This is a genomic window from Roseospira marina, assembly GCF_014197855.1.
In the GTDB taxonomy this organism is placed as follows: domain Bacteria; phylum Pseudomonadota; class Alphaproteobacteria; order Rhodospirillales; family Rhodospirillaceae; genus Rhodospira; species Rhodospira marina.
Genome location: NZ_JACIGJ010000004.1, coordinates 140,442 through 165,094, shown reverse-complemented (window position 1 = coordinate 165,094; position 24,653 = coordinate 140,442). Strand labels below are relative to the sequence as shown.

Here is a 24,653-nt window from a genome sequence, read left to right as displayed (position 1 = left end):
AATACACGGCCCGATATGGATCCGAAGCACGGATCTGTTGATTCCAGACATTTCGTTCCCGATTCCACCGGAACGCTTGCGGGCCTGCGGTCGCGCGCCTATAGTCCGGCCCGGCATGGGAAGGCCCTGTCCCGTTGTCTGAGGGGATCGGGACAAGCATCAAGAAAGATTCGAGGCGGACTATGAGCGTCACGCTGCCGCCGGATTACCGGCCGAGTGAAGAAGAAGACTTCATGAATGACCTGCAGCGCGAGTACTTTCGCAATAAGCTGCTGAAATGGCGTGCCGAGCTTATAAAAGAAGCCGAGGAGACCCTGGAACACCTTCAAGAAGGCGGTCTCCAGGAACCCGACCTTGCGGATCGTGCCTCGGCGGAAATGGAGCGCGCGCTCGAGTTGCGCACCCGCGACCGCGCCCGGAAACTGATCTCCAAAATCGACGCCGCGTTGCGCCGGGTCGAAGACGGAAGTTATGGCTATTGCGAGGAAACGCAAGAGCCGATCAGCCTGCGCCGGCTGGAAGCCCGTCCCATCGCCACTCTGAGCCTGGAGGCCCAGGAGCGCCACGAGCGCATGGAACGCACCCACCGCATGGAATAAGACCGCCCGTGCTTGTGGCGAGCCGGTGCGGGATATCCCGGTTCTGGTTCACCCGGTTCTATATCGTCCGGGGCCGTCACGGCCGATACAGGCGACCGCCCACCATCGGGAACGGCGCGCCGGTCGTGCCCGGGAAGCTGATCGGAAGCTGACGCCGGTAGCGCGCGGCCAGAAACGCAAACGCCTGCGCCTCGATGGCATCACCGTCCCAGCCCACCGCCTCGACGGGCTCGACGGGCGCCTTCAGCCAGCCGGCCAGCGTCTCCATCAGAACCGGATTGTGACGGCCGCCGCCGGTCACCAGCCAGCGGCGCGGCGGCAAGGGCATATGCGCCTCCGCCTGCACCACGGCGGCCGCGACCAGCGCCACCAGGGTGGTCGCCCCGTCCTCCGGCGACAGCCCCTCCAGAACGTCCAGCACATGGTCGAAGTCGCGCCGATCCAGCGACTTCGGCGCCGTGCGCGCGAAATAGGGCGTGTCCATCAGGCGCAGCAGCCGGTCTTCGGCCAACGTACCGGCGGCGGCCAGCCGGCCGTCCTCGTCGTACGGCTGGCCGGTGTGGCGGGACACCCAGTCGTCAAGCGGCGCATTGCCCGGCCCGGTATCGAACGCCACCATATCGTCCATGCCACGCTTGCCGATCCAGGTGACGTTGGCCACCCCACCCACGTTCAGCACCGCCAGCGGACGGTCGAGCGGCGACGCCAGCGCGCCGTGATAGACGGGCGCCAGCGGCGCGCCCTCGCCGCCCGCCGCAATGTCGGCCTGCCGCAGATCGGCCACGACCGGCAGCCCCAACTCCTTCGCCAACAAGGCCGCGTCGCCCGCCTGCACGGTCAACCGCGCCACGGGATCGTGCCAGATGGTGTGACCGTGAAAGCCGACCAGATCGGGTGTCACATCACTGCCGGCCAGCAGGCCACGCACCACCTCGGCGTGACGCAAGGCGATATCCCGGTTCAGGCGCCGACCATCCTCGTCCACCAGCGTGGTCCGGCCCAGCATATCGCGCAGCCGGGTCCGGAATTCGGGATCGTACGGCACCGTCATATGGGGACCGAACCCACACACGGTTTCGCCATCGGTCTCGATCAACGCGGCGTCGATGCCGTCCATGGAGGTCCCGCTCATCAAGCCGACCACTAGCCATGTTGCGGCCGGGTCACGCTGCACCACGCGGGGCGGCACATGAACCGGACGCGGCGGCGTGCGGGACAAGCCCTTGGGAAACGGAATCATGTCGGAGCACCTCGCTTTCCGGGACTACAGGAGTGTGCTAAACGACCTCGCTGTCCGCAAGGGCGTGAATATCATAGAGGCGAGACCGCAACCGATGACCGCTTTTTCCTCCGACTTTTTGCGCATTATCCACGAGCGTGGCTTCGTGGATTCCTGCACCCATGCCGACGAGCTGGACGCGCTGCTTAAGAAGGAGGTGGTCTCGGCCTATATCGGCTATGACTGCACGGCGCCCAGCCTGCACGTGGGCTCGCTGGTGTCCATTATGCTGTTGCGCTGGCTTCAGAAAACCGGTCACCGGCCGATCGTGCTGATGGGCGGCGGCACCACCCGCGTGGGCGACCCGACCGGCAAGGACGAAGCCCGCAAGGTGCTGACCGATGAGGCCATCGCCGCCAACATGGCCGGCATCAAGAGCGTGTTTTCAAAGTACCTGACCTTCGGCGACGGCCCCACCGAAGCCGTCATGGTCAACAACGCCGACTGGCTGGACGACCTGTCCTACATCGGCTTCCTGCGCGATTACGGGCCGCATTTCTCCGTCAACCGCATGCTGACATTCGACTCGGTGAAACTCCGACTGGAGCGCGAACAGCACCTGTCGTTCCTGGAATTCAACTACATGATTCTCCAGGCTTACGACTTCCTGAAGCTGGCGCGCCGCGATGGCGTGCGGCTCCAGATGGGCGGGGCCGACCAGTGGGGCAACATCGTCAATGGCGTCGAGCTCGGCCGCCGCTGCGACGGCCTGTCGCTGTACGGGCTGACCGTGCCGCTGATGACCACCGCCTCGGGCGCCAAGATGGGCAAGAGCGCCCAGGGCGCGGTCTGGCTCAACGAAGACCAGCTCTCCACCTACGACTTCTGGCAGTTCTGGCGCAACACGGAGGACGCGGACGTGGGCCGCTTCCTGCGTCTGTTCACCGAACTGCCGCTGGACGAGATCGCCCGCCTGGAAGCGCTGGGCGGCGCCGAGATCAACGAAGCCAAGAAAGTCCTGGCGCACGAGGCGACCACGCTGGCCCATGGGGCGGCGGCCGCAACGGCAGCGGCGGAAACCGCGCGGGCGGTGTTCGAACAGGGCGGCGTCGGTGAGGACCTGCCCACCATCACCGTCCCCTCCGACGAACTGGCGGCCGGCCTGCTGGCCCCGGCGCTGTTCACGCGCGCCGGCCTCACCGCCTCCAACGGCGAGGCCAAGCGGCTGATCAAGGGCGGCGGCGCGCGGCTCAACGACGCCCCGGTCGGCGACATCGGCCGCATGATCACGGACGCAGACCTGAAGGACGGCGAGATCAAGCTGTCCGCCGGCAAGAAGAACCACGCGCTGGTTCGCGTCGGCTAGAACGCCCTGGCCAACACCCCGGCGGGTGCGGTTAGGGCGTCATCAGGGTGTTGACGCCGCCCACCCGCCACCCGGCCCAGGCCCCGCCCGCCAGCCGGTCCAGCCGGGTCAACGACAGCGGCGCCACCGCGAAACGCAACGCCACCGCTGGGTCCAGGTCCAGCGCGACGGCTAAGGCGGCGCGAATGCTTCCGGCGTGCACGACGGCGATAATGTCCCGGCCGGCGTAAGTGGTGCTGTGACGCTCCAGCGCCGCCCGCACGCGCGCCACGACGTCCGCGAAACTCTCCCCCTCCGGCGGCGCGCGGTGCGCGGGATCGGCCCAGAACGCGGCCAGCCCCGGCTCCGGCGGCTCGCGGCTGGCCAGGGCGCCCCAGGTGCGGCCCTCCCACGCGCCGAAGCTCTGTTCCCGCAAGTCCGGATCCTCCACCGCGCGCGGCACGCGCAATCCAGCCGCCGCCAGCGCCCGCGCCGTCTGCCCGGTGCGCCGCAGCGGCGTGGTCAGAAGCACCGCATGCGGCGGCAGGCTGCGGGCCAGCGCCTCCAACTCCTCCACATCACCCGTGTGCGCATCCGGATCAGAGGCACCGACAATGCGGCCCTCGGGATCGGGCACGGGCGCGTGGCGCACCAGCCACCAGCGCGTTTCGGCGGTTTCCGCCGCCGGATCCGGCGAAGGTGTCATACGTCCTCTCTCTCCGCTTGCCTGTGCGTCAGACCCACGTCACCGCGAGCAGCGCGAGCGCCGTGCACTCCACGATCAGAATGGCCGCTCCGATGACATCGCCGGTATAGCCGCCCAGCCGACGGCGCGCCAGCCGGGCCAGCCAGGGCAGCGGCGCCAGGGCCGCCACCAGCGCCAGCGGCACCATGAGTCCACCGGTCACCCCGAATGCAGTCAGGCATCCGGCAACCAGGGGCAGCAGGAGCGCAACGACGGTGCCGACGGCGCCGGGGCGCCCTGCGCCCGCCCCCACCCCGTCGGCGCGCGCCGGCGGGCACAGGCGGGTGAACAGCGGCCCGGTCCCGCGCCCGAGCGCCGCCGCCAGCATCCAGGCCGGCATGGCCCCGGCCCACCACGAACCGGCCTCCAGCAGCATCGTCAGCGCCGAGACGCGGATCAGCAGGGTCATGACGATCGCCACCAACCCGTAGGTGCCGATGCGGGAATCGCGCAGGATCTCTAGCGAACGTTCGCGGTCGCGCCCACTGCCGATGCCGTCGGCGGTGTCGCCCACCCCGTCCTCGTGCAGGCACCCCGTGAACAGCGTGGCCGCGCCCACGGCCAGAACCGCCGACAGCAGCGGCGTTGCCCCGGCCTCCATCGCGAGCCCCGCCACCAGCCCGCAGACGGCACCGAGCAGCACCCCCGCGAGCGGAAACGCCCAGGCCGCGCTCATCAGCGACACCGACCAGTCGGCCCGGAACCAGGGCAAGCGCGTCAGGAAGACGACCGCCAGATGCACCTCGTTAACGCGGGCTCCGATCCAGGACGGCAGGGCGGTCGCCATGGGGTGATTTCTCCGTTCGCTTCGGGTAAGGCAGGATCGTCCGGGTCGTGCCGGCCGGGACCGCCGGGTGTACCCGACTTCCCCCTGGGTCCACCACTCCGTTTCTCGTTTCGCCGTTCATCCGGAACCCTCCATAGCCGGAACCCTCCATAGGAAGTGTCCATGTCCGCCACGCCGCTTGCTCCGCTTGCCTCCCTCGACGCCATCCGCGCCCTCGTCCGCACCCTGCCCGGCCCCGACACTGCCGCCCGCGCCGCCGCCGAGGCCCGTGAACCGACCCTGACCAAACCGGCCGGCTCGCTAGGGCGCCTGGAGGAGATCGCGGCGTGGCTGGCCACATGGCAGGGCCGGCATCCGCCCCGGCTGGAGCGGGTGCGCTGCGTCATCTTCGCCGGTAACCACGGCATCGCGGCCAAGGGCGTCTCCGCGTTTCCGCCCGAGGTGACGGTTCAGATGGTGCAGAACTTCCGCAACGACGGCGCCGCCGTGAATCAGCTCTGCAAGGCCGGGGGCGCCGAGCTGGACGTGATCGAGCTGGAGCTGGACCGCCCCACCCAGCCGTTCGACACCGACGCCGCCATGACCGAGGCCGAGGTGCTGGATGCCCTCAACGCCGGGCTGACCCTGGACCTGACGGACGTTGACGCCCTGATCGTCGGCGAAATGGGCATCGGCAACACCACCGCCGCCGCCGCGCTGGCACTGGCCCTGTTCGGCGGCACGGCCGAGGATTGGGTCGGACGCGGCACCGGCATCGACGATGCCGGGTTCGCCCGCAAACGCGCAGCGGTCGATGCCGCCAAGGCGTTCCACGGTGCCGCGCTGGCGGACCCGCTGGAAGCCCTGCGCCGCGTCGGCGGCCGCGAACTGGCCGCGATGGCCGGCGGCGTGCTCGCCGCCCGTCTCGCCCGCGTGCCGGTTCTGCTGGACGGCTTCATCTGCTCCGCCAGCGCGGCGGTGTGGCAGGCGATGACCCCGGACGGGCTGGATCACGCCATGGCCGCCCATGCCTCCGTGGAGCCGGGCCACCGGCGCCTGCTCGAGACCCTGGGCAAGCGCCCGCTGCTCGATCTGGGCATGCGGCTGGGCGAAGGCAGCGGCGCGCTGGTGGCGCTCGGGCCGCTGCGCAGCGCCCTCGCCTGCCACACCGGCATGGCCACCTTTGCCGAAGCCGGCGTGTCCGCCAGCGAGGCCTCGTGAGGCGCGGCGGCCACGCCTCTGGATGGGGGCCGCTCGCCCGCATCGGCGAGTGGCCTTATCTCCTGTTGTTCCTGACCATTTCATTCTGGTCGGGCAACGCCATCGTGGGACGGGCGGTCAGCGGCCACGTCCCGCCGATCGGCATGGCGTTCTGGCGCTGGACGCTGGCGGGCCTGATCGTGCTCGCCTTCGCGTGGCCGAAGGTGCGCGAGGAATGGCCCATCGTGCGCCGCCACTGGCGCATCGTTGTGCTGCTGTCCATCCTGGGCATCACGATCTTCAACACGTTCCTGTACATCGGCCTTCAGGACACGCAGGCGATCAACGCCCTGCTGATGCAGACCGCCATGCCGGTGCTCATCATCCTGTGGGGCTTCGCCCTGTTCCGGGAGCGGGTCACACGCCTGCAGATGGCGGGCCTGCTGGTCTCGCTGTCCGGTGCCGCGGCGGTCATCAGCCGGGGCGACCCGATGGCACTGCTGGCGCTGGAGTGGAACGTCGGGGACGTCTGGGTGCTGGGGGCGGTCGGCTGCTACGCCGGATACACGACGCTGCTGCGGCTGCGCCCGCCGATCTCCGCCTCCGTCTTCCTGGCCGTCAGCTTCCTGACCGGCGCCACCTTCCTGGTCCCGCTGTACCTGTGGGAAATGCTGGTGGGAGGGCGCACGCTGCCGCTGGACATGACCACATTCGGCGCCATCGGCTATGTCACGCTCTTCCCGTCCATCCTGGCCTATGCCTGCTTCAACCGGGGGGTGGCGATGGTCGGGGCCAACGTGGCGGGGCAGTTCATGTATCTGCTGCCGCTGGTAGGCGGCCTGATGTCCGTGGCCTTCCTGGGCGAACGCCTGCTGTGGACGCATGGCCTGGGGCTGGCGCTGATCGTGTCGGGCCTGTGGCTGGCCGCGCGCGGACAGAAACGGAAAGGCGGCGGGTGACCGGTCCCGAGTCCCAGCCGGATCCCCACGCCGAGAACGGGCGCCGCATCCGGCTCTCGGTTTGGGGGCGTTTGGTCCGAGGCTGTTGGTCGCACGGCCGCTTCGGCCGCCCGCCGGGTCCCCAAGCGGCACCGCGCCCGCCCCTGGAAAGGGCGCGGGCGCGAATCGACGGCAGGGGAGAGTCAGCCCGGACGAGCAGACCGTGCGACGGGATCAGAAGTCGCCGAGAACGCTGACCATCTTCGACTTCAGCGTCTCCGCATTGAACGGCTTGACGATGTAGTTCGAGACGCCGGCCTCCTTGGCCGCAATCACGTTCTCGGATTTGGACTCGGCCGTCACCATAATGAACGGCGTGCTTTTCAACTTGGCGTCGGCACGGACTTCCCGGAGAAGCTGGAGCCCGGTCATCGGCTCCATGTTCCAGTCCGAGATAATCAAGCCGTAGTCCGTACCGGACCGGAGTTGCTGGAGGGCCTGGCTGCCGTCCATGGCTTCGTCAATGTTGTTGAATCCGAGCTGGCGCAGCAGGTTCCGGATGATGCGAAGCATCGTCTTATAGTCGTCCACGATCAGGACGTTCATGTTCATGTCGACGGCCATTGTTCTCCCCACTCACGAGCGCTGCGCCCACCCGATATATCGCCTTCGTGGGCCTGACGGCTAGTTAAATGAAGGCGGAGGGGCGGCGCAAGACCCCAATTCGTGACGGCGGTCTCGGAGCGGTGCCCCCTTTCATCCGCTTCAACCTTACCGGATCGCGGCCGCCTGGTCGTCCATCATCGGATCCGATCCCGGCAAAGACCGGCGGCGCGCGAGTTCGGTGGTGACTTCCTTGGCCCGTTCGGGCGTCATCTGCGCCATAATGGCGGCGGCACTGCGTTCCTTCATCGTCTCGATCACGCGCAGAAGGATCGGCATGTCGAGATCATTGAAGATGCGTGCCGCATCTTTTGGCTTCATCGTCGCGTAGATGCTGACAAGCTGGTCGATCCGCGCCTGCTCCTGGGCCGAATGTTCGGCGAGCAGACCCTGAATGACGGTCTCCAGATCCTTCAGTTCCGAAATCCGGGTCTCGATGCGCTGCTCGGCCGCCTGCAACAGCGCGGCGCGATTCCGCAGCTCGCGTTCCATGGCGTCGAGCTCCTCGCGCCGTTCCGCAAGCCGTTGAAGCAGATTGATCTCGGATTGGGTAAACCCGGGTGGGGTGAGACCGGTCGCTGCCTGGGAGGCCATGTCCGGCGCACCGCTGGCCGGTGCCGGACCGGGATCGCCCGAGGGCGACGCGGGTTCGGCCTCGGGTCCAGCCCGGGCGGGCGTGGCCTCCTCGGCGCCCGCCGCCGTCTCCACAGCGAGGGCCTGGGTGCGACCGACCTCGATGGTCCCGACCCACCCGTTCAGATCCTCGTACAGCGTACCGATGCGGACGGACAGCATCAGAACCCCGGCGACGATCACCAGATGCAGCACCCCGACCCGGGGCGACGCCGCGGCCGATGCTTTCGCTCGCCTGCGCCCTTTCGCCATGCCCGCCTGCCTGTCTCATCGTTCGGTGGAGGGCGCCCGGGGTCTCGGAGTCCTGGGACCAGAGGCCCCGAACCCGGGACCGGCCCGGCGCGCCGTCCGATGAGTAGAGCGGAAATCTCTTAAGAAATGCCCAACGGCGCCGCGCTGGCCCCGACTACAGCACCCCGCCGAGCAGCGCCAGACCGGCCACCGAGGTCGCCGCGCCACCGGCACGCACCATCGCCGCACCGGGCTGTTTCGCGACGGTCGTCACGCCCGCCCCGGCCAGGATCCCCACGCCATGGAGAAACGCCGTCGCCGCCATGAACCCGAGGCCGTAGGCCGCACCTGACAGGGTCTCTGGCATCTCGGAGCCATGCGCATGGCCGTGGAACACGGCGAAGATCCCGACCACCGCCGCCGCAACGCCCAACGGGAGGCCGCCGCCCAGCGCGACCATCGCCCCGATCACAACGACGGACAGGGCGATTCCCGTCTCGACATACGGCACCGGCACGCCAAAGACCCCCAGGGCCCCGCCCACCGCCATCATAGCCACGAACGCCAGCGGCACCAACCAGAGGGCGCGCCCGCCCAACCGCCAGGCGAACAAACCGACCGCCACCATGGCGAGGACATGATCCAGGCCCCCGATCGGGTGCAGGGCGCCATGCGCCAAGCCCGATGTGGCCCCCACGCCGGTGTGAGCGAACGCCGGCGTGGCAAAAAGAATCGCCGCGAGAGCAAGGGAGATCCGACGCATGGCATTATCCTCCGAACGTATGGTGTTGATAGGCGTGCCGGCCCCTTGAAATGACAACCAAAGGGATTGCATCTTAAGGTATAACAGCCGGCGCGCGTATTGTGTCCCGATTTTTACATCACGTCGCGCGAAGACCGCAATTGGCGTGTTGACTTCCCGGCTGTAGTCCGGCATCGGGTCGTCCGAGGGGGCGCAGGGCGGCGGCGCGCTGTCGTGCCGAAGCGGTTCGAGCCACAGACGGTCACGATGGTCGAAAACGGGCTGCGTGTCGATGGCAGGCGTTGATTCTTATCAATGCCGGATCATTTCCGGTTCGCCATAGTCTCGCGTCTCTATCCGTCGCCGGTGTCGGTGTCCTGAGTGCCGGTCCCCGCCAATGAATACTCCCTTAGGTGCCACGTTCCCCAACGAATACTCCTATAGTTGAAAAGGATTATGTCGTTTGGCAGTCTGTGCAATGGGCATAAGGCATCGTAATACTTGGGAGTGACGTCGGCCCCGAATGTCTCGAAGGCTTGGATTTTGGAATGGGTTTCTCCTCAAAGACAATGACCGCCGATCAGGCGCTGAATCTCTGGCGGGTCGCAACCGTCGAAGGTGTCCGCCGCGATACGCCGGATCTGTCCTCGCGGCAGATGGCGGTTCTTCTGACGGTGTACCAGACCGCGCCGCCGCACACCGTGCGCGGCTTGGCGCGAACCCTGGAGATTTCAAAGCCCGCCATCACGCGGGCCTTGGACCGGCTCAGCAAGTACGGCCTGCTGACGCGGGAAGTGGACACGACTGATCGCCGCAGCGTGCTCGTGCAGCGTACGCCCGACGGACAGGCCTTCCTGAATGCGCACGCCGCGCTGGTCATTGAGGCCGCCGAGGTCGCTCACACGCCAGACACCGAGAGCACGTCGGTGCCGAATCTCGATCTGGACATGGTGATCGCCTGATCCAAAGGACCAGACGCCCGGACGCTGAGCGGACGCGACCGCGTTCCGCCCGGCGGTCCGTTCGGGCCTGCCCCGAAGTCTGGCCATCCAGCCCCTCCGCCCTTCGTTTGGCCGGAGCAGGGTCTTAGGCGTCTCAAGCCGGAGCCACGGAAGCCCGGCTCGATGCGTGGATCGTAACACGCCCATCCGCACGAGCCGCGGGCCGCCGTATCAACCGCGTAAGGCCTCGGCGTTCTGCATCACCGCCTTGTGGTCCACGAACGCCCCCATCAACAGGCTGGCGGCCATCAGCACCGCAGCCTCATCCCAGCGCGTCAGGTGGGGCGCCTGAAGGGCCTCTCCCCGAAACGCGGCCACCAGGGCGGAAACGATCGCTCCGATCCACACCAGGGACTGAAACGTCGCCAGCATAAGCGTCGGCGGCATCGTCGAGGCAACCAAAAGCGCGAACGCCCCGAACAGACCGAGCCGCAAGAGACTCGCGGTGTTCATCGCGCTGTTGCCACGTCCGTACGGTCCCTTTGGTGTCGCAGGCATGACCGCAACCTCCGGTCTTAGCTCCGGGTGGCACGGCGGCGCGCGGGACCACGCGCCGACCGCCGCCGGCTCGCGGGCCCTGATCCGCGCCCCACATCCGCGACATGGGGCGCGGCTTCGCGCCAGTCAACGCACGACGCGGTCGCGCGCCGCGCGTGGCGCCGTGCGCGCTACAGTTCCGATTTCGCTTTCAGGTCGGCAACGCGGTCTTCGAGAACCTCGTTCAGGCCGCTCAGGCTTCCCGTGTCCTTCAGGACAGAGGCATATTCGGAGCGCCACGTCTGGGACATCCAGATACCTTCCACCGAGATATCGACGATGCGCAGACCGACATCGCGCTTGCGCACCCGCCAGGTCACCACGAACGGGTTGCCATCCCGGCTGCCGATCCGCGTTTCGATGAAATAGCCCTTGTCGGAATCCGGAAGAACGTTGCTGACCTCCAAACGCTGGCCGCCATACTCGTCAAACCGGGAGCCCCAGTTGAAGACGTTGAACTGCTTGAACAGCTCAATGAAACGAGTCTTCTCCGCCTCGGATGCCGACCGCCAGGCGCGACCGACCACGAAACGGCCCACAGCCTCCAGATCGAAGGCGTCTTCCAGAAGGCTTTCGAACTTTGCGATACGCTCTTCTGTGGAAATGTCGGGGGTCAGGATCTCGTCGATCGCACGGTCGGCCACCGCTTTGATGAAGGCGTCCGGCTCGGACGGCAACGTGTCCGCCCGCGCCCCGGTGGCCGACAAGGCGGGCACCGCGAACAGCGCGAGCAGAAGAACGGTCCGCACCACCGCCGCGAGGCGGGGCATATAAGCGAGAGATGTCATGGCAGCAGTCCCTTGATGACGGGCCCGGAGGGCGGGTCCCGGGCCCCGTTTGGCCGCCGTGCAAGATCGGACGTCGTGGCGGTCGCGGGCCCCGGACCGGCACGCCTGATCTGTCCCACGGCATGATCTGGGTCCGGTGCGGCGCGCATGCCGACCGGGACCCGGTATCGCTAGCATGGATCGGGCGCCGACCCAACGCACTTTGCACCCCGTTCCGGTTGCGCCTCGTTTTGACCCCGGAGTTGCCCCGGGGTGAGTCCCGGCCGCGCGCGACCGCGCCGTTTGCATCGCGGGACACACCGTCCTATATTCAGAGCTGCCGGTTCGCCGGCTATGACGCTAAACCCTGTTTGGAATAAGCGTAGTGGACCCGGGGGCAGTACCCGGCGCCTCCACCATTCTGGTGGGACGGGATTCGGAACCGGCCCCGAATCCCGCCGATCTGGGGGCGAAACAGGATCGACACGCGTGGTAAAGAAGCAGGTTGCGTTCGGCATGGCACCACCGTTATCGGGCCAAACGCAATAGTTGCCAACGACAACTATGCTCCGGAAGCTGTCGCCGCGTAATGCGGTGCCGGTAACCGATTTAAGCCCCGGGCGGTAGCACGTTCGGGCGGGGTCCGGGGGGCACCTGGCAACAGAAGCCCCCCATTTCCGTCCCGGGCGGATGACCGACCGGGACCCAGGGCCGCCCGGTCCGGTGGGGCCCTGGCGGGCTGCGCCCGGCCGCTCCGCGTTTGACACACGGGATCTGCGACGTGACCGAGAAAGTGACCTCCTTTCAATATGATCGAATGGTCGAGTCCGCGCTGCGCGGCGTCCTGCGGGATGCATTGCGCGTGGTCGAGGCCCAGGGCGGACTGCCCGGGGAGCACCACTTCTACATCACCTTCGAAACGACGCGACCCGGCGTGGTGATACCTGACCGCCTGCGCGCTCAGCATCCGCAGGACATGACGATCGTGCTCCAGAACCAATTCTGGGATCTGCGGGTGTTCGATGACGCGCTGGAGGTGACCCTTAGCTTTAACCGCAAGCGGGAACGTCTGCGGGTGCCCTTCTCCGCCGTCACCGCCTTCGCGGATCCGCACGCTAGCTTCGGCCTACAGTTCCAGACCGACCTGAGCACCGACAGCGACCTCGACGATCTGGACGACGACGCCGGCGCGGACTGGGATGCGCTGATGGGCGAGGGCGAGACCAATGATGATCGCCGCGGCGCGGCCGGAGGGTCCGACAGCGCCGAGGGCGACGGTGACAGTGAGGGCGCCAACGTGATCGCCCTCGACGCCTTCCGCAAAAAGTAACCGCGCGCGCCCGTTTATCGTTCGCTCATCGTTCCCCGTGGGCCGCGTTCAAAAAACCAAAATCGCCGCGCCGACCATGACCCGTCGGGCGCGAGCCATGCCCGTTCGGAGAGTCCGATGCTCGATGCCGCTTTCGCCGAGGTGTTCCCCGTTGCCGCGGACCACACGCCGTATCGCAAGCTGACCGGTGATTTCGTCTCAGTCGAGTCCTTCCAGGGCCGCGACATCCTGGTGGTCGATCCGGCGGCGCTGACCCTGTTGGCGGAAGAGGCGTTCCGCGACATCTCCCACCTGCTGCGGCCCGGTCATCTGGCGCAGCTTCGCCGCATCATGGACGACCCGGAGGCGTCGGCGAACGACCGCTTCGTGGCACTGGAGTTGCTGAAGAACGCCAACATCTCGGCCGGCATGGCGCTGCCCATGTGCCAGGACACCGGCACGGCGATCATCCTGGGCAAGAAGGGCCAGCGCGTCATCACCGACGCCGACGACGCCCTGGCGCTGTCGGAAGGTGTCGGCAACGCCTACACCAAGCTGAACCTGCGCTATTCGCAGATGTCGCCGCGCACCATGTATGACGAGGTCAACACCGGCAACAATCTGCCGGCGCAGATCGACCTCTACGCCACCGAGGGCGACGCCTACAAATTCCTGTTCATGGCCAAGGGCGGCGGCTCGGCCAACAAGACCTTCCTGTACCAGCAGACCAAGGCGCTGCTGAACCCGAAGAGCCTGATGGCCTTCCTGGAAGAGCACGTGAAGACGCTCGGCACGGCCGCCTGCCCGCCCTATCACCTGTCCATCGTGATCGGCGGCACCTCGGCCGAGGCCAACCTGAAGACGGTCAAGCTGGCCTCCGCCAAGTACCTGGACGGGCTGCCGACCGGCGGCGGCGACCACGGCCACGCCTTCCGCGATACGGAGCTGGAGCAGGCGGTGCTGGAGATGACCCAGCGCCTGAACATCGGCGCCCAGTTCGGCGGCAAGTACTTCTGTCACGACGTGCGCGTGGTGCGGCTGCCGCGCCATGGCGCCTCCTGCCCCGTGGGCATCGGCGTGTCCTGCTCCGCCGACCGTCAGGCGCTGGGCAAGATCACCCGCGACGGTGTGTTCCTGGAGCAGCTGGAGGCCGACCCGGCCAAATACATGCCGGACATCAAGGCGGAGAAGCTGTCCGGTGACGTGGTTTCCATCGACCTGAACCAGCCGATGGCCGAGATCCGCAAGACCCTGAGCCAGTACCCGATCAAGACCCGCGTCAGCCTGACCGGCCCGATGATCGTCGCCCGCGACATCGCCCACGCCAAGCTGAAGGAGCGGCTGGACGCCGGCCAGGGCCTGCCCGACTACATCAAGAACCACCCGGTGTACTACGCCGGCCCGGCCAAGACGCCCGAGGGCATGGCGTCGGGTTCGTTCGGCCCCACCACGGCCGGGCGCATGGACGCCTACGTCGACCAGTTCCAGGCCGCCGGCGGCTCCATGGTGATGATCGCCAAGGGCAATCGCTCCCAGGCCGTCACCGACGCCTGTGCGGCGCACGGCGGGTTCTATCTGGGCTCCGTCGGCGGCGCGGCCGCTGGCTTGGCGCTGAACAGCATCCGCAAGGTCGAGGTGCTGGAATACCCCGAACTCGGCATGGAAGCCGTCTGGCGCATCGAGGTGGAGGATTTCCCGGCCTTCATCATCGTCGACGACAAGGGCAACGACTTCTTCCGCCAGCTTTAGGGAGAAAGGTCCGGCTTTTGGCGGGTTGGCCCGGAAGGGCCGCCCGCCGGGCGATCACCGGGCGGTCACCAGTCCGCCAGGGTCTGGGACAGGTCCACCAACCGCCCGCCCTGCGCCGGAGTTCGCGCCGGATAATAGCGCAAGGTACCCGCCGCCCGGTCGAACTCCGCAAGATAGGCCGCGGGCCATGCGCCGGCCTTCACAAACGGCCGCATCTCGGGCTCCGTCTTGTAGCCGGCAAACTTACGCTTGGCGAACAGGCTGATGCTGTACGCGCCGGCCCAATCCGGGTCGGCGCCCAGGCAGGTCTCGGCCTGGCGCAAAAAGGCCACGACATCCGGCGTCTCGAGCGGCCGATCCTCTGGCCAGACCAAAAACACCCGCGTGTTCACGTCGTCCAGCCGGACGACGGCCTCGGCGCCGTACGCCGCCGTCAAGCACGCGGTCAGATCCGCGGCCTCAAGGTCATCGCAGCCGAACACGGCAATGGAGACCAGAAGCGCCGCCGCCGCACCGCGCACCTGCGCCCACGGGATCCGCCTGTGTCCCCACGCCCCCATCAGGTAAACGCCTCAAACCGCCAGCGACGCGGGCGTTTGTCGGTCACTTCCCCGAAATCGATATCCTTCAGGGTTTCCGTCTTCTTGATGGGAATCGCGGCCGGAAGATTGCCCTGATAGAAGGTCACGGAGGCATCACCGTCCGTCTTGCCCGTCTTGATCTCGATAATAACCCGGGTGTGCCCACCACCCCCGGCCCATTTGCTCATAATAAGATCGCCCGGCTTGGCCTCAGAGACCGCAATCGGCTTTGTATTGTCAATAACGTTCAAGGCACCAAAATTAATATTTACATATGATTTCGCATTCGCGATATCTTTTTGCTTAGCCTTTATTTGGTACTTCTGCCACTTCTTGGACGCGTAGTACTTTATGGTGATGGGTAGCGAATTCTCGTGTGCGAAATCCACGAGGTAGGACAACGCAAGGTCCGCGCAATCGACCTTTACCTTTGTCTTAACAAAGTTATCCTCAATATAGGCCTTGGTTCCGTCATGGTATTTTTTGATGAGCGCCGCTGTCCACATACCCTGCCCCCTTCCGCGTGGTTGCACGCCTCCGGACACCAGACGGCCTCCGTCACGACGGAGCCCCTTCTTCTATTTATAGGGATTTTTACCTCCGCACGCACCCTTTAACACATCCATCGGCCCGCTCCGGCGTGGGCGCCGCAAGGCAACGCATGTGCGTCGCGGCAGCCCCCTACGACCGCCCCCTACCGCCGTCCGAACAGCTTTTCGATATCCGCCAGCCGCAGTTCAACGTAGGTCGGGCGGCCGTGGTTGCACTGGCCAGAATGGGGCGTGGCCTCCATCTGGCGCAGCAGGGCGTCCATCTCGGCCTCGTTCAGGCGCCGCCCGGCCCGCACTGAGCCGTGGCAGGCCATGGTGCCGCACACATCGGCCAAGCGGTCCTTGAGCGCCAGGGTCTGACCCCACTCGGCCAGTTCGTCGGCCAGATCGCGCACCAGGGCGGCGACATCGACCCGGCCGAGCAACGCCGGCACCTCCCGCACCACCACGGCGCCGGGACCGAAGCCCTCGATCACCAGCCCCAGGTCAGCAAACTCGGTCGAGCGTTTCACCAGCCGGGCGGCGGCGGTCTCGTCCAGCTCGACGACTTCGGGCAGCAGCAGGCCTTGGCGGGCGATGCCACCATCAGCCAGTGCGGTCTTCATGCGCTCGTACACGAGCCGTTCATGGGCGGCGTGCTGGTCGACGATCACCAGCCCATCGGCCGTTTCGGCGACGATATAGGTGGTGTGGACCTGCGCCCGCGCCCGCCCCAACGGCAGGTCGGGTTCATCCGCCTGGTGTGCGCTCTCGGGCGCCGGATGCGGCACACCGCCGGACGCCTCGGCAAACCCCGCCTCGCCCGCGTACGACTCACCGGACGCCCCATCTGCGGATGGCGCCTGCCACGCCCGCGCCGTCTCGCGCTCCTGAACCGACGGCCGCACCCCGCCGCGCCACGCTCCGCCGCCCAAAGCCAGGCGCGGCGCGTCACCGGACGCCCCGCGCGGCGCCAATCCGGTCGCCAGGCCGGACGGGGTCGGCGCCTCCGCCACGCCCTCCGGCCGCGCCCGGCCGAGCACACCAGCCGCCACGGTGGTGCTCGCCCGATGCCCCGCCCCCGCCAGCGCGTGGCGGATACCGGACACGATCAGGCCGCGCACCAGGGCAGCATCGCGGAACCGCACTTCGGTCTTGGCCGGATGCACGTTGACGTCCACGGCCGCCGGGTCGAGGTCCAGATACAGGGCCAGCACGGGATGCCGGTCGCGCGCCAGGAAATCCTGATAGGCGCCGCGCACCGCGCCGTGCAGCAGGCGGTCGCGCACCGGGCGGCCGTTGACGAACAGGAACTGGTCCTGCGCCGTGGCCTTGTGGAACGTCGGCAGACCGGCATGCCCGGTCAGGCGGGCGCCCTCCCGCTCCACATCCACCGTCACGCAGTTCTCGGCGAAGTCGCGGCTGAGGATGGCGCCCAGACGCTCCCGCCGGGCCGCGTGAGGATCGTCCAGCAGACCACCGGTCAGGGCCGGCGCCTTCACCAGCGTCCGCGTCCCGTCCGACAGGGTGAAGGCGACCTCCGGATGCGCCATGGCGAGCCGCTTGACGATGTCGACGGCGTGGCCCTGCTCGGTGCGGTCGGCCTTCAGGAATTTCAGCCGGGCCGGCGTGGCGTGGAACAGATCGCGCACCTCCACCCGCGTGCCCGGCGGGTGGGCGGCGGGTTCGACCGCGCCCACAGTGCCGGACTCCACGGCGATGCGCCACGCCTCCTCCGCGCCGGGCGGGCGGCTGGTCAGCGTCAGCCGCGCCACGGAACCGATGGAGGGCAGCGCCTCGCCCCGGAAGCCCAGGGTGCGGATATCGGTCAGGTCGGCATCGTCGGCGAGCTTGCTGGTGCAATGGCGCTCGACGGCGAGGGACAGATCGTCCGGGCCCATGCCCCGGCCGTCGTCCACCACCACGATGAGCGCCTTGCCGCCGGCCGACAGGGTCACATCCACCCGTGTCGCGCCGGCATCGATGGCGTTTTCGACCAGCTCCTTGACCGCGCTGGCCGGCCGCTCCACCACCTCGCCGGCCGCGATGCGGTTGACCAGCGTGGCGGGAAGCGGGCGAATCGCCCGTAGGGACGGGGTCACGAGTTCCGCAGCTCCTTGTATGCGTTGATCAGGCCATTGGTGGAAGCGTCATGACTCATAACGCCTCCATCGCCCTTCAGTTCCGGCAGAATGGCCTTGGCGAGCTGCTTGCCCAGTTCCACGCCCCACTGGTCGAAGCTGTTTACGCCCCAGACGGCGCCCTGGACGAACACCTTGTGCTCGTACAGCGCCACCAGCATGCCCAGGGTGTACGGATCGACGCGCTTGACCAGGATCGAGTTCGTCGGCCGGTCGCCCGGGAACACCTTGTGCGGCAGCAGGGCGTCGATCTCCTCGGCGCTCTTGCCCTGCCCTTCCAGCTCGGCGCGGGCCTCGTCCTCGGTCTTGCCCTTCATCAGGGCCTCGGTCTGGGCGAAGAAGTTCGACAGCAGGATGCGGTGATGTTCGCCCATCGGGTTGTGGCTGATGGCCGGCGCGATGAAGTCGCAGGGGATCAGCCGCGTGCCCTGGTGGATGAGCTGGTAGAAGCTGTGCTGGCCGTTGGTGCCCGGCTCGCCGAAGATCACCGGCCCGGTGTCGCAGGGCACCGGGGTGCCGTCGAGCGTCACGCGCTTGCCGTTGCTCTCCATGTCCACCTGCTGGAAGTGGGCGGCGAAGCGGTGCAGGTACTGGTCGTAGGGCAGCAGGGCGTGGGCGGCGGCGCCGTGGAAGTTGCCGTACCACACCCCCAGCAGGCCGAGAATCGCCGGCATGTTCTCCGCCAAGGGCGCGGTGCGGAAGTGCTCATCCATGGCATGGGCGCCGTCGAGCAGCTCGGTGAAGCGCTCGAACCCGATGGCGAGGACGATCGGCAGCCCGATGGCCGACCACAGGGAATAGCGGCCGCCGACCCAGTCCCAGAAGGCGAACATGTTCGCGGTATCGATGCCGAATGCCGACACGGCCTCGGCATTCGTGGACAGGGCCGCGAAGTGCTTGGCCACCGCGGCCTCGCCCAACGCCGCCGTCAGCCACGCCCGCGCCGTGTGCGCGTTGGTCAGCGTCTCCTGCGTCGTGAAGGTCTTCGAGGCGATCAGGAACAGCGTCGTCTCCGGGTTCAGGCCGCGCAACGTCTCCGCCATATGCGTGCCGTCGACGTTGGAGACGAAATGCGGCCGGATGCGGGCGTGCCAATAGGGCTTCAAGCCCTCCGCCACCATCACCGGCCCCAGGTCGGAACCGCCGATGCCGATGTTGACCACGTCGGTGACCGCCTTGCCGGTGGCGCCGGTCCAGGTGCCGTCGCGCACGGCGTCGGAGAAGACGCGCATCTGCTCGAGCACGCGATTGACCTCCGGCATCACGTCGGCGCCGTCCACCAGGATAGCCCGGTTGGAGCGGTTGCGCAGCGCCACATGCAGCACGGCGCGGCCCTCGGTGCTGTTGATGGCCTGCCCGGCGAACATGGCATCGCGCTTGGCCTCGACCCCGGTCTCGGCGGCCAGATCCCGGAGCAGACCCATGGTCTCGTCGGTGATGCGGTTCTTGGCGTAGTCGAGCAGCAGATCACCGAACCGCAGCGAGAAGCGCTGGAACCGGTCCGGATCGGCCTCGAACAGCGCGCGCATGGTCGTCCCGGCCAGGGCGTCGCGATGGGCGGCCAGAGCCTCCCATGCGGGTGTGCCGGTCGGGGCGGTGGGGAACGACGCAGCGTTGGACGGGGCGGCGGGAGTGCGCGCGCGGGCCATGGGACCTCCAGGCGGCGAGAGGATGGGGCGAAACGGTGTGTTCAGGGGAGGCGATATCGACGGCAGTCTAGCCGGTCTCGCCGCATGAGGGAACCGGGTGGAGCGGACCGGGCGTGCTTGACAGGGCCTGGGTCGCGCAACCAGATCGCAGGGCAACACACGCCGGACACAGCACAGAGAGAGAGACGATGGCCCCCTCGCACAGCACCGCCACGCATACGTCGTCCGTCTCTCACAGCGCCGACATGAACCCGCTGGAGCGGCGGCGCGACGCGCAGATGGATGCCGCGCGCGACCGCCTGCAAGAGCTTCACGACCTGTACGCCCTGGTTCACCTGCTGGTCGACTTCCTGGCCGGCCTGACGTTCACCGTCGGCAGCGTGCTGTTTTTCTGGCCCGCCACGGAAACTCCGGCGATCTGGTTGTTCGTGATCGGCAGCGTGCTGTTCATGGCGAAGCCCACGGTCCGGCTGGTGCACATGCTGCACGACGGGCGCACCCGCCGCTCCCTCGAACGGGCCCTGTCGGACGAAGCCCGGTCCAAGCTGGCCCGGTTTACGCCGCGCGCCCGCACCCTGCGGATGTAGCGCGCCGCGCCCGGAGCCCCGCCCCGACGCATCACATCGATGCCTCACATCGACGCGGCAACGGAGTCCCCCGATGGGGTCGCGCCGCCGTGGACACCCTCGTCCTGGCCCGCATCCTGGCCCGCCGGCAGCGTCACCCGCACGGTGGCGCCGATCCCGTCCGCGCCCGGCTCCGCCGTGATGGTGCCGCCGTTCAGCCGGATCATCTCGGCGCACAAAGGCAGGCCCAGCCCGGTCCCCTTCTCGCCGCCCGTGCCTGGGGTGGTGGTCTTGACGGCCACATTGAACAGGTCGGGAGTCGCGGCGGGATCCAGCCCCACGCCCGTGTCGTTCACGGCGAGCCAGATGGTGTCGCGATCGGGCGCGACGCCCGCGGTGATCCAGATCCGTCCGCCCGTCGGCGTGAACTTGATCGCGTTCGACATCAGGTTGCGCAGCACGGCATGGAGCATATCGGCATCCACGTGCGCCGCGAGGTCGGCAGGAACGTTGACCTCCAGGCCGATCCCCTTGGCCGTCGCGGCGGCGCGGGCCGGCAACAGGGCCTGCGTCACCAGGGGCGCCAAGGGAACATCGCGCGCGCGGGGGGCGGTCGATCCCATTTGAAGGCGCGCCCAGTCGAGAAGCTGTTCCAGCAGGGTGTACAGGTTGCGGGTGCTGTCGTGGATGTGCTGGGCGAAGGCCCGCAACTCGGCCGCTGGTTTGGTCTCTGCGCCCTGCACCAGCAGATCGGTCAGGCCCAGCAGCGCGGTCAGCGGACTGCGCAGATCATGCGCGACAATGCCGAAGAAGCGGTTCTTGGTCGCCACCTCCCGGGACAGGAGCTCACTGGTGGCGGCGTGGGTCGCGGCGAGATCGCTCAGGGCGGCCGCCTGATCTTCCAGTTGCTGGTGCGCGTATTCGAGATCCCGGGCGTAGCGTTCCAACGCCTGACGCTTTCGGATCCGCGCGTCGATGGTGGTGATCAGTCCATGCCAGAGCACCCCACCGTCCGGCAGGCTCTCCGGTGTCGCATGGCCCTCGTACCAGGAGAGCGCCCCCTCGGGCCCGATCACCCGGAACTCCGACCGCCACGTCTCCAGGGTGCGCGCGGAGTGGCGCAGTTCGTCGAGCACACGCGCGCGATCCTCGCGCTGCAGCCGGTCGAACACCATGGCCCCATCGTCCTCGACCGCGTCCGGACTGAGGCCGAACACGTCCTGCAGGCCATCGCTCGCGTAGGGGAAGCGCAGGACGCCGTCGGGCCCCAGGACAACCTGATAGATGACCCCCGGGATCTGGCGCGCCAGCTTCGCCAACAGGTTGCGTTGCGCCTGGATCTCCTGGGCCCGGGCCACGCCCGCGGTCACATCCGTATGGGTGCCCGTCATGCGCAGGGCGGTGCCGTCGGCGTCCCATTCGACCACGCGGCCCCCGTGCCGCACCCAGATATAGTGACCGTCCTTGTGTTGCAACCGGGCCTCAACCTCGTAGATAGGCGTCTGCCCCTCGAGATGGTCGCGGACGTGGCGCTCCACGCGCGCAAGATCGGCGGGATGAATCCGGGACCGCCACTGCCGCCCCGTCACGGGATCCAGCTCCGCCCGGGTGAAGCCGAGCATCTCCGCCCAGCGCGCGTTGACCCGCACGACGTCCCGCGCGATTGACCAATCCCAGGTGCCGGCACCGGTGGCCCAGATCACGTCCTCGGCCCGCGCCCGCTCCCGACTGATAATGAGAAAATTCAGCGCCACCGTCACCAGCGTCAGAAAGGCGATCGCCTCCAGCAGCGCAGCGGCCTGGATCGGTCCGGCCTGCAAGAACGGGCCCACCTCATGGTCATACAGAACCGTCGCGATCGCCCGGCCGACCGAAGCGACGGCGTGCAGCGCGAACGGCAGCGCCGCGATGCCGTCCAGCGCATGATGCCCGGGCCGCCGTACGACATACCGGATCAGGAACCATGCCACGGCCCCGCACATCACGGCCTGCGCCACAGACACCACGACGATCCGCGCGTCGGTGTCGAACGATCCGAAGGTAAAGGCGAGCAGCCCCGCCAATGTGCTCATCAAGACAATGGCGGGCAGCCAGACCCCCGGCCGCCGACCGCAGTACACCTCCACCCCGGCCAGAAACCCCGTCTCCCCGCCGATAATAGCCAGATTGGCCACCACGATGGACAGGGTGTCGGGGGCATGGTTCCGGGCCGCGATCAAGCCGGCGCCGGCGGCAATCAAGAGCCCCGCGGCGCTCCAATACCCGGCCTCCGGCGGCCACGGCGGGCGCCGGAACAGGATGCCCATGCTCCAGGCCAGGATCAGAGCGGCCAGCACGGCGACAATGAGGAGCGTCTGGATGTCCAACATCCTGCCGCCGCCCTCCCTGCGGTGACACGGACACGCGCCCTGTTCGCACGGTCCCGGTCACCTTGCGGACGCAAGGGGTCGCACCGGCACCCCAACCCCGACTATACCCAGGGTGACACAACCGCCTGCAGACGCAATAGCGCATGCGATCCAAATACGCGAAAACCACTCGAAACAGACCAATTAATCGTAGGGGTCGGCGGCGTCGCGCAGGCCATCGCCCAGGAAATTGAACGCCAGAACCGCCACCATCACGGCCAGCATCGGCGTCATCAGCCAGGGATAGAGGACCACGGCCTCGATGTTCTGGGCTTCGGTCAGCATCACACCCCAACTCGTCACCGGAGGCCGCAACCCCAGGCCCAGGAAGGACAGCGCCGTCTCGCCCAGGATCATGCCCGGAATCGACAGCGTGACCGAGGCGATCAGATGGCTGGAGAAGTTCGGCAGCAAATGGCGCCCGATGATGCGGGCCGGCCGCGCGCCGATCAGCTGGGCCGCGGTGACATAGTCTTCCTCGCGCAGCGCAAGCAGCTTGGAGCGCACCGCCCGGGCCAACCCCGGCCAGTCGATCAGACCCAGGATCAGGGTGATGCAGAAAAACACGACGATCGGGCTCCAGGTCACCGGCACGGCGGCGGACAGGGCCATCCACAAGGGCAACTCGGGCAGCGAGCGGAGAATTTCGATCATACGCTGTACGACGGCGTCCACCCAGCCGCCGAAGTAGCCCGCCATGCCGCCCAGCGTCACGCCGATCACGAAGCTGATGGCAATGCCGATCAGCCCCACGGTCATCGACACCCGCGTGCCATGCATCAGCCGCGACGCCATGTCCTGTCCCAGCCGGTCGGTGCCGAGCAGGAACAGCGTGCCGCCCTCCGGTGGACAGACAAGATGCACATTGGCCTCGAACAGACCCCAAAACCGATACGGCAGCCCGGCGCAGAAAAACCGCAGAGGCTGCGGCCGCGTCGTGTCCGGGGCGTATTCGCGTTTCAGCCGAACCATGTCGAGCGTGTAGTCCAGCGGATACACATACGGCCCGATGAACGCACCATCGTGGAACAGGTGCACCGACTGCGGCGGCGCATAGATATGATCGGTGTCGCGACTGCCCAGGGGATAGGGCGCCAACACCTCGGCGAACGCCACGACCAGATAGAGCAGGATCAGCACCACCCCGCTGCCCACCGCCAGCTTGTGGCGGCGCAGCTTCCACCAGACCAGACGCCAATAGCCCGCCATCATCTCGCGCTGGCGCGCCGGCGGCAGCACCTCCTCGGCGGCCGGATCGAACGGTTCCGGGCAGACAAAGTGGCGATCCGGGCGGTCGGGATCCAGCGCGTGCACAATGGGCGGATTGGCCTCGCTCATTTCGCCAGTCCCCCGCCCAGACGGATGCGGGGGTCCAGGACCGCCAGCAGCACGTCGGACACGAACTGCCCCACCACCGTCAGCAGGGCCAGAAACATGAGCATGGCCCCCGCCACGTAGTAGTCCTGCGCGGCCAACGCCCGCAGCAAAAGTGGTCCCGTGGTCGGCAGGCTCATAATCGCCGAGACGATCACCGAGCCCGACACGAGTTGCGGCAGCAGGTTGCCGATGTCCGCGACGAACGGGTTCAGCGCCATGCGGAGGGGGTATTTGACCAGCAGGCGGGTGGGCGGCAGCCCCTTGGCGCGCCCGGTGGTCACGTACGGTCGGTTCAACTCGTCCAGCAGGTTGGCCCGCAACCGGCGGATCATGGCGGCGGTGCCGGCGGTCCCGATCACCACCACCGGCACCCACAGGTGCTCGATAACCGACAGAACCTTGCCCACGCCCCACGGCGCGTCGAGGTAGGACGGGTCCATCAGCCCCCCAATGGAGGTGCCGAACCAGCGGTTGGCGAGGTACAGCAGGATCAGCGCCAGCAGGAAGTTCGGCGTCGCAAGTCCAAGGAACCCGATGAACGTCAGGCCGTAGTCCCCAATCGAATAGCGGTGCGTGGCGGTATACAAGCCGATCGGGAAGGCGACGATATACACGAACAGGACAGTGGCGGCATTGACCACCAGCGTTAATATGAAAACGTCTCCTATTAACGCTTCGACCGGAACGTCGTGTTCGAATGAATATCCCAGATCGCCCACCAAAAGACCACCGGCCCACACAAAATACTGCTGCACCAGAGTCTTGTCGAGACCATACTGCTCCCGCATATAGTCGATGCGCTCCTGCGGCACCATCTCGCCCTGCGCCCGCAGTTCTTCAATATACGTCGTCAGATAGTCGCCAGGCGGAAGCTGGATAATCACGAACACCAGCACGCTGGTGACGGTCAGCGTCAGCACCATCAGACCGAGGCGTCGGATCAGATAGGGTCCCACG

The 24,653-nt window shown here is 67.5% G+C and carries 23 protein-coding genes and 1 other RNA gene; 9 read left to right on the top strand and 15 right to left on the bottom strand.

The window, feature by feature from the left end; translation table 11 throughout:
• Window positions 1–182: 182 nt before the first annotated feature.
• Window positions 183–599: an RNA polymerase-binding protein DksA gene (gene dksA, locus GGD82_RS07090; protein ID WP_150062082.1), complete on the top strand. Its 417-nt coding sequence runs from the start codon at window positions 183–185 to the stop codon at window positions 597–599.
• 76 nt (window positions 600–675) lie between these two features.
• On the opposite strand, the gene GGD82_RS07085 is transcribed toward dksA, so the two are convergent.
• Entirely contained in the window at window positions 676–1,839 is a 1,164-nt protein-coding gene (locus GGD82_RS07085; RefSeq protein WP_221240729.1) for an anhydro-N-acetylmuramic acid kinase, read from the bottom strand.
• Between the two features lie 94 nt (window positions 1,840–1,933).
• On the opposite strand from GGD82_RS07085, the gene tyrS reads away from it, so the two are divergent.
• A complete protein-coding gene (gene tyrS / locus GGD82_RS07080) occupies window positions 1,934–3,184 on the top strand; it encodes a tyrosine--tRNA ligase (protein ID WP_150062081.1) in 1,251 nt (416 codons plus the stop codon).
• Window positions 3,185–3,215: 31 nt separating this feature from the next.
• Here tyrS and GGD82_RS07075 read toward each other — a convergent pair whose 3' ends face one another.
• Complete coding sequence (locus GGD82_RS07075; RefSeq protein WP_150062080.1) at window positions 3,216–3,869, bottom strand: histidine phosphatase family protein; 654 nt, start codon at window positions 3,867–3,869, stop codon at window positions 3,216–3,218.
• 28 nt (window positions 3,870–3,897) lie between these two features.
• Window positions 3,898–4,695 (bottom strand): adenosylcobinamide-GDP ribazoletransferase, encoded by a 798-nt coding sequence (gene cobS / locus GGD82_RS07070; RefSeq protein WP_150062079.1) that lies wholly within the window; start codon window positions 4,693–4,695, stop codon window positions 3,898–3,900.
• A gap of 162 nt (window positions 4,696–4,857) precedes the next feature.
• Here cobS and cobT point away from each other — a divergent pair, with 162 nt between their 5' ends.
• On the top strand, window positions 4,858–5,895 hold the full coding sequence (cobT, locus tag GGD82_RS07065) for a nicotinate-nucleotide--dimethylbenzimidazole phosphoribosyltransferase (RefSeq protein WP_150062078.1): 1,038 nt from the start codon (window positions 4,858–4,860) through the stop codon (window positions 5,893–5,895).
• Window positions 5,892–6,833, top strand: coding sequence for a DMT family transporter (locus GGD82_RS07060; RefSeq protein ID WP_150062077.1), 942 nt, complete (start codon window positions 5,892–5,894; stop codon window positions 6,831–6,833). Before cobT ends, GGD82_RS07060 begins: the two co-directional genes overlap by 4 nt.
• Before the next feature lie 213 nt (window positions 6,834–7,046).
• On the opposite strand, the gene GGD82_RS07055 is transcribed toward GGD82_RS07060, so the two are convergent.
• The 3 genes from GGD82_RS07055 to GGD82_RS07045 all read right to left on the bottom strand — a co-directional run bounded on the left by GGD82_RS07055 (window position 7,047) and on the right by GGD82_RS07045 (window position 9,102).
• On the bottom strand, window positions 7,047–7,436 hold the full coding sequence (locus tag GGD82_RS07055; protein WP_150062076.1) for a response regulator: 390 nt from the start codon (window positions 7,434–7,436) through the stop codon (window positions 7,047–7,049).
• A gap of 147 nt (window positions 7,437–7,583) precedes the next feature.
• Window positions 7,584–8,360: a MotE family protein gene (locus GGD82_RS07050; RefSeq protein WP_150062075.1), complete on the bottom strand. Its 777-nt coding sequence runs from the start codon at window positions 8,358–8,360 to the stop codon at window positions 7,584–7,586.
• A 154-nt stretch (window positions 8,361–8,514) separates the two neighbouring features.
• A complete protein-coding gene (locus GGD82_RS07045; RefSeq protein ID WP_150062074.1) occupies window positions 8,515–9,102 on the bottom strand; it encodes a HupE/UreJ family protein in 588 nt (195 codons plus the stop codon).
• A 527-nt stretch (window positions 9,103–9,629) separates the two neighbouring features.
• Here GGD82_RS07045 and GGD82_RS07040 point away from each other — a divergent pair.
• Window positions 9,630–10,043 carry a MarR family transcriptional regulator gene (locus tag GGD82_RS07040; protein WP_260178339.1) on the top strand — a complete coding sequence of 138 codons (414 nt, stop codon included), beginning with the start codon at window positions 9,630–9,632 and terminating at the stop codon, window positions 10,041–10,043.
• 210 nt (window positions 10,044–10,253) lie between these two features.
• On the opposite strand, the gene GGD82_RS07035 is transcribed toward GGD82_RS07040, so the two are convergent.
• Together GGD82_RS07035 and GGD82_RS07030 are read right to left on the bottom strand one after the other, a co-directional pair.
• Window positions 10,254–10,580: a hypothetical protein gene (locus GGD82_RS07035; RefSeq protein WP_150062072.1), complete on the bottom strand. Its 327-nt coding sequence runs from the start codon at window positions 10,578–10,580 to the stop codon at window positions 10,254–10,256.
• Between the two features lie 170 nt (window positions 10,581–10,750).
• A complete protein-coding gene (locus GGD82_RS07030; RefSeq protein ID WP_150062071.1) occupies window positions 10,751–11,407 on the bottom strand; it encodes an MlaC/ttg2D family ABC transporter substrate-binding protein in 657 nt (218 codons plus the stop codon).
• 278 nt (window positions 11,408–11,685) lie between these two features.
• Here GGD82_RS07030 and ssrA point away from each other — a divergent pair.
• From ssrA to GGD82_RS07015, 3 genes are all read left to right on the top strand, one after another.
• Window positions 11,686–12,062: a transfer-messenger RNA gene (gene ssrA / locus GGD82_RS07025) on the top strand.
• 105 nt (window positions 12,063–12,167) lie between these two features.
• Window positions 12,168–12,716: an SspB family protein gene (locus tag GGD82_RS07020; protein ID WP_246163820.1), complete on the top strand. Its 549-nt coding sequence runs from the start codon at window positions 12,168–12,170 to the stop codon at window positions 12,714–12,716.
• A gap of 117 nt (window positions 12,717–12,833) precedes the next feature.
• Entirely contained in the window at window positions 12,834–14,444 is a 1,611-nt protein-coding gene (locus tag GGD82_RS07015; protein ID WP_150062070.1) for a fumarate hydratase, read from the top strand.
• Window positions 14,445–14,509: 65 nt separating this feature from the next.
• Here GGD82_RS07015 and GGD82_RS07010 read toward each other — a convergent pair whose 3' ends face one another.
• From GGD82_RS07010 to pgi, 4 genes are all read right to left on the bottom strand, one after another.
• The gene (locus tag GGD82_RS07010) at window positions 14,510–15,004 is read right to left on the bottom strand and encodes a hypothetical protein (protein ID WP_150062069.1); all 495 of its coding nucleotides are present in this window, start codon (window positions 15,002–15,004) and stop codon (window positions 14,510–14,512) included.
• The gene (locus tag GGD82_RS07005; RefSeq protein ID WP_150062068.1) at window positions 15,004–15,570 is read right to left on the bottom strand and encodes a hypothetical protein; all 567 of its coding nucleotides are present in this window, start codon (window positions 15,568–15,570) and stop codon (window positions 15,004–15,006) included. The genes GGD82_RS07010 and GGD82_RS07005 overlap by 1 nt, the downstream gene beginning before the upstream one ends.
• Window positions 15,571–15,719: 149 nt before the next feature.
• A complete protein-coding gene (gene mutL, locus GGD82_RS07000; protein ID WP_150062067.1) occupies window positions 15,720–17,657 on the bottom strand; it encodes a DNA mismatch repair endonuclease MutL in 1,938 nt (645 codons plus the stop codon).
• On the bottom strand, window positions 17,654–19,345 hold the full coding sequence (pgi, locus tag GGD82_RS06995; protein ID WP_150062066.1) for a glucose-6-phosphate isomerase: 1,692 nt from the start codon (window positions 19,343–19,345) through the stop codon (window positions 17,654–17,656). The genes mutL and pgi overlap by 4 nt, the downstream gene beginning before the upstream one ends.
• A 188-nt stretch (window positions 19,346–19,533) precedes the next feature.
• On the opposite strand from pgi, the gene GGD82_RS06990 reads away from it, so the two are divergent.
• On the top strand, window positions 19,534–19,932 hold the full coding sequence (locus GGD82_RS06990) for a YrhK family protein (protein ID WP_211364750.1): 399 nt from the start codon (window positions 19,534–19,536) through the stop codon (window positions 19,930–19,932).
• Between the two features lie 44 nt (window positions 19,933–19,976).
• Here the strand turns inward: GGD82_RS06990 and GGD82_RS06985 are convergent, their stop codons facing one another.
• The 3 genes from GGD82_RS06985 to GGD82_RS06975 all read right to left on the bottom strand — a co-directional run bounded on the left by GGD82_RS06985 (window position 19,977) and on the right by GGD82_RS06975 (window position 24,652).
• Entirely contained in the window at window positions 19,977–22,280 is a 2,304-nt protein-coding gene (locus GGD82_RS06985; RefSeq protein ID WP_150062065.1) for a sensor histidine kinase, read from the bottom strand.
• Between the two features lie 183 nt (window positions 22,281–22,463).
• Window positions 22,464–23,657 carry an ABC transporter permease gene (locus GGD82_RS06980; protein WP_150062064.1) on the bottom strand — a complete coding sequence of 398 codons (1,194 nt, stop codon included), beginning with the start codon at window positions 23,655–23,657 and terminating at the stop codon, window positions 22,464–22,466.
• Entirely contained in the window at window positions 23,654–24,652 is a 999-nt protein-coding gene (locus tag GGD82_RS06975) for an ABC transporter permease (RefSeq protein ID WP_150062063.1), read from the bottom strand. The genes GGD82_RS06980 and GGD82_RS06975 overlap by 4 nt, the downstream gene beginning before the upstream one ends.
• Between the last annotated feature and the right edge of the window lies 1 nt (window position 24,653).

Coding starts and splice junctions, on each gene's coding strand:
- dksA (WP_150062082.1), top strand. CDS start 183: ATGAGCGTCACGCTGCCGCCGGATTACCGGCCGAGTGAAGAAGAAGAC.
- GGD82_RS07085 (WP_221240729.1), bottom strand. CDS start 1,839: ATGATTCCGTTTCCCAAGGGCTTGTCCCGCACGCCGCCGCGTCCGGTT.
- tyrS (WP_150062081.1), top strand. CDS start 1,934: ATGACCGCTTTTTCCTCCGACTTTTTGCGCATTATCCACGAGCGTGGC.
- GGD82_RS07075 (WP_150062080.1), bottom strand. CDS start 3,869: ATGACACCTTCGCCGGATCCGGCGGCGGAAACCGCCGAAACGCGCTGG.
- cobS (WP_150062079.1), bottom strand. CDS start 4,695: ATGGCGACCGCCCTGCCGTCCTGGATCGGAGCCCGCGTTAACGAGGTG.
- cobT (WP_150062078.1), top strand. CDS start 4,858: ATGTCCGCCACGCCGCTTGCTCCGCTTGCCTCCCTCGACGCCATCCGC.
- GGD82_RS07055 (WP_150062076.1), bottom strand. CDS start 7,436: ATGGCCGTCGACATGAACATGAACGTCCTGATCGTGGACGACTATAAG.
- GGD82_RS07050 (WP_150062075.1), bottom strand. CDS start 8,360: ATGGCGAAAGGGCGCAGGCGAGCGAAAGCATCGGCCGCGGCGTCGCCC.
- GGD82_RS07045 (WP_150062074.1), bottom strand. CDS start 9,102: ATGCGTCGGATCTCCCTTGCTCTCGCGGCGATTCTTTTTGCCACGCCG.
- GGD82_RS07040 (WP_260178339.1), top strand. CDS start 9,630: ATGGGTTTCTCCTCAAAGACAATGACCGCCGATCAGGCGCTGAATCTC.
- GGD82_RS07035 (WP_150062072.1), bottom strand. CDS start 10,580: ATGCCTGCGACACCAAAGGGACCGTACGGACGTGGCAACAGCGCGATG.
- GGD82_RS07030 (WP_150062071.1), bottom strand. CDS start 11,407: ATGACATCTCTCGCTTATATGCCCCGCCTCGCGGCGGTGGTGCGGACC.
- GGD82_RS07015 (WP_150062070.1), top strand. CDS start 12,834: ATGCTCGATGCCGCTTTCGCCGAGGTGTTCCCCGTTGCCGCGGACCAC.
- GGD82_RS07010 (WP_150062069.1), bottom strand. CDS start 15,004: ATGGGGGCGTGGGGACACAGGCGGATCCCGTGGGCGCAGGTGCGCGGT.
- pgi (WP_150062066.1), bottom strand. CDS start 19,345: ATGGCCCGCGCGCGCACTCCCGCCGCCCCGTCCAACGCTGCGTCGTTC.
- GGD82_RS06990 (WP_211364750.1), top strand. CDS start 19,534: ATGGCCCCCTCGCACAGCACCGCCACGCATACGTCGTCCGTCTCTCAC.
- GGD82_RS06985 (WP_150062065.1), bottom strand. CDS start 22,280: ATGTTGGACATCCAGACGCTCCTCATTGTCGCCGTGCTGGCCGCTCTG.
- GGD82_RS06980 (WP_150062064.1), bottom strand. CDS start 23,657: ATGAGCGAGGCCAATCCGCCCATTGTGCACGCGCTGGATCCCGACCGC.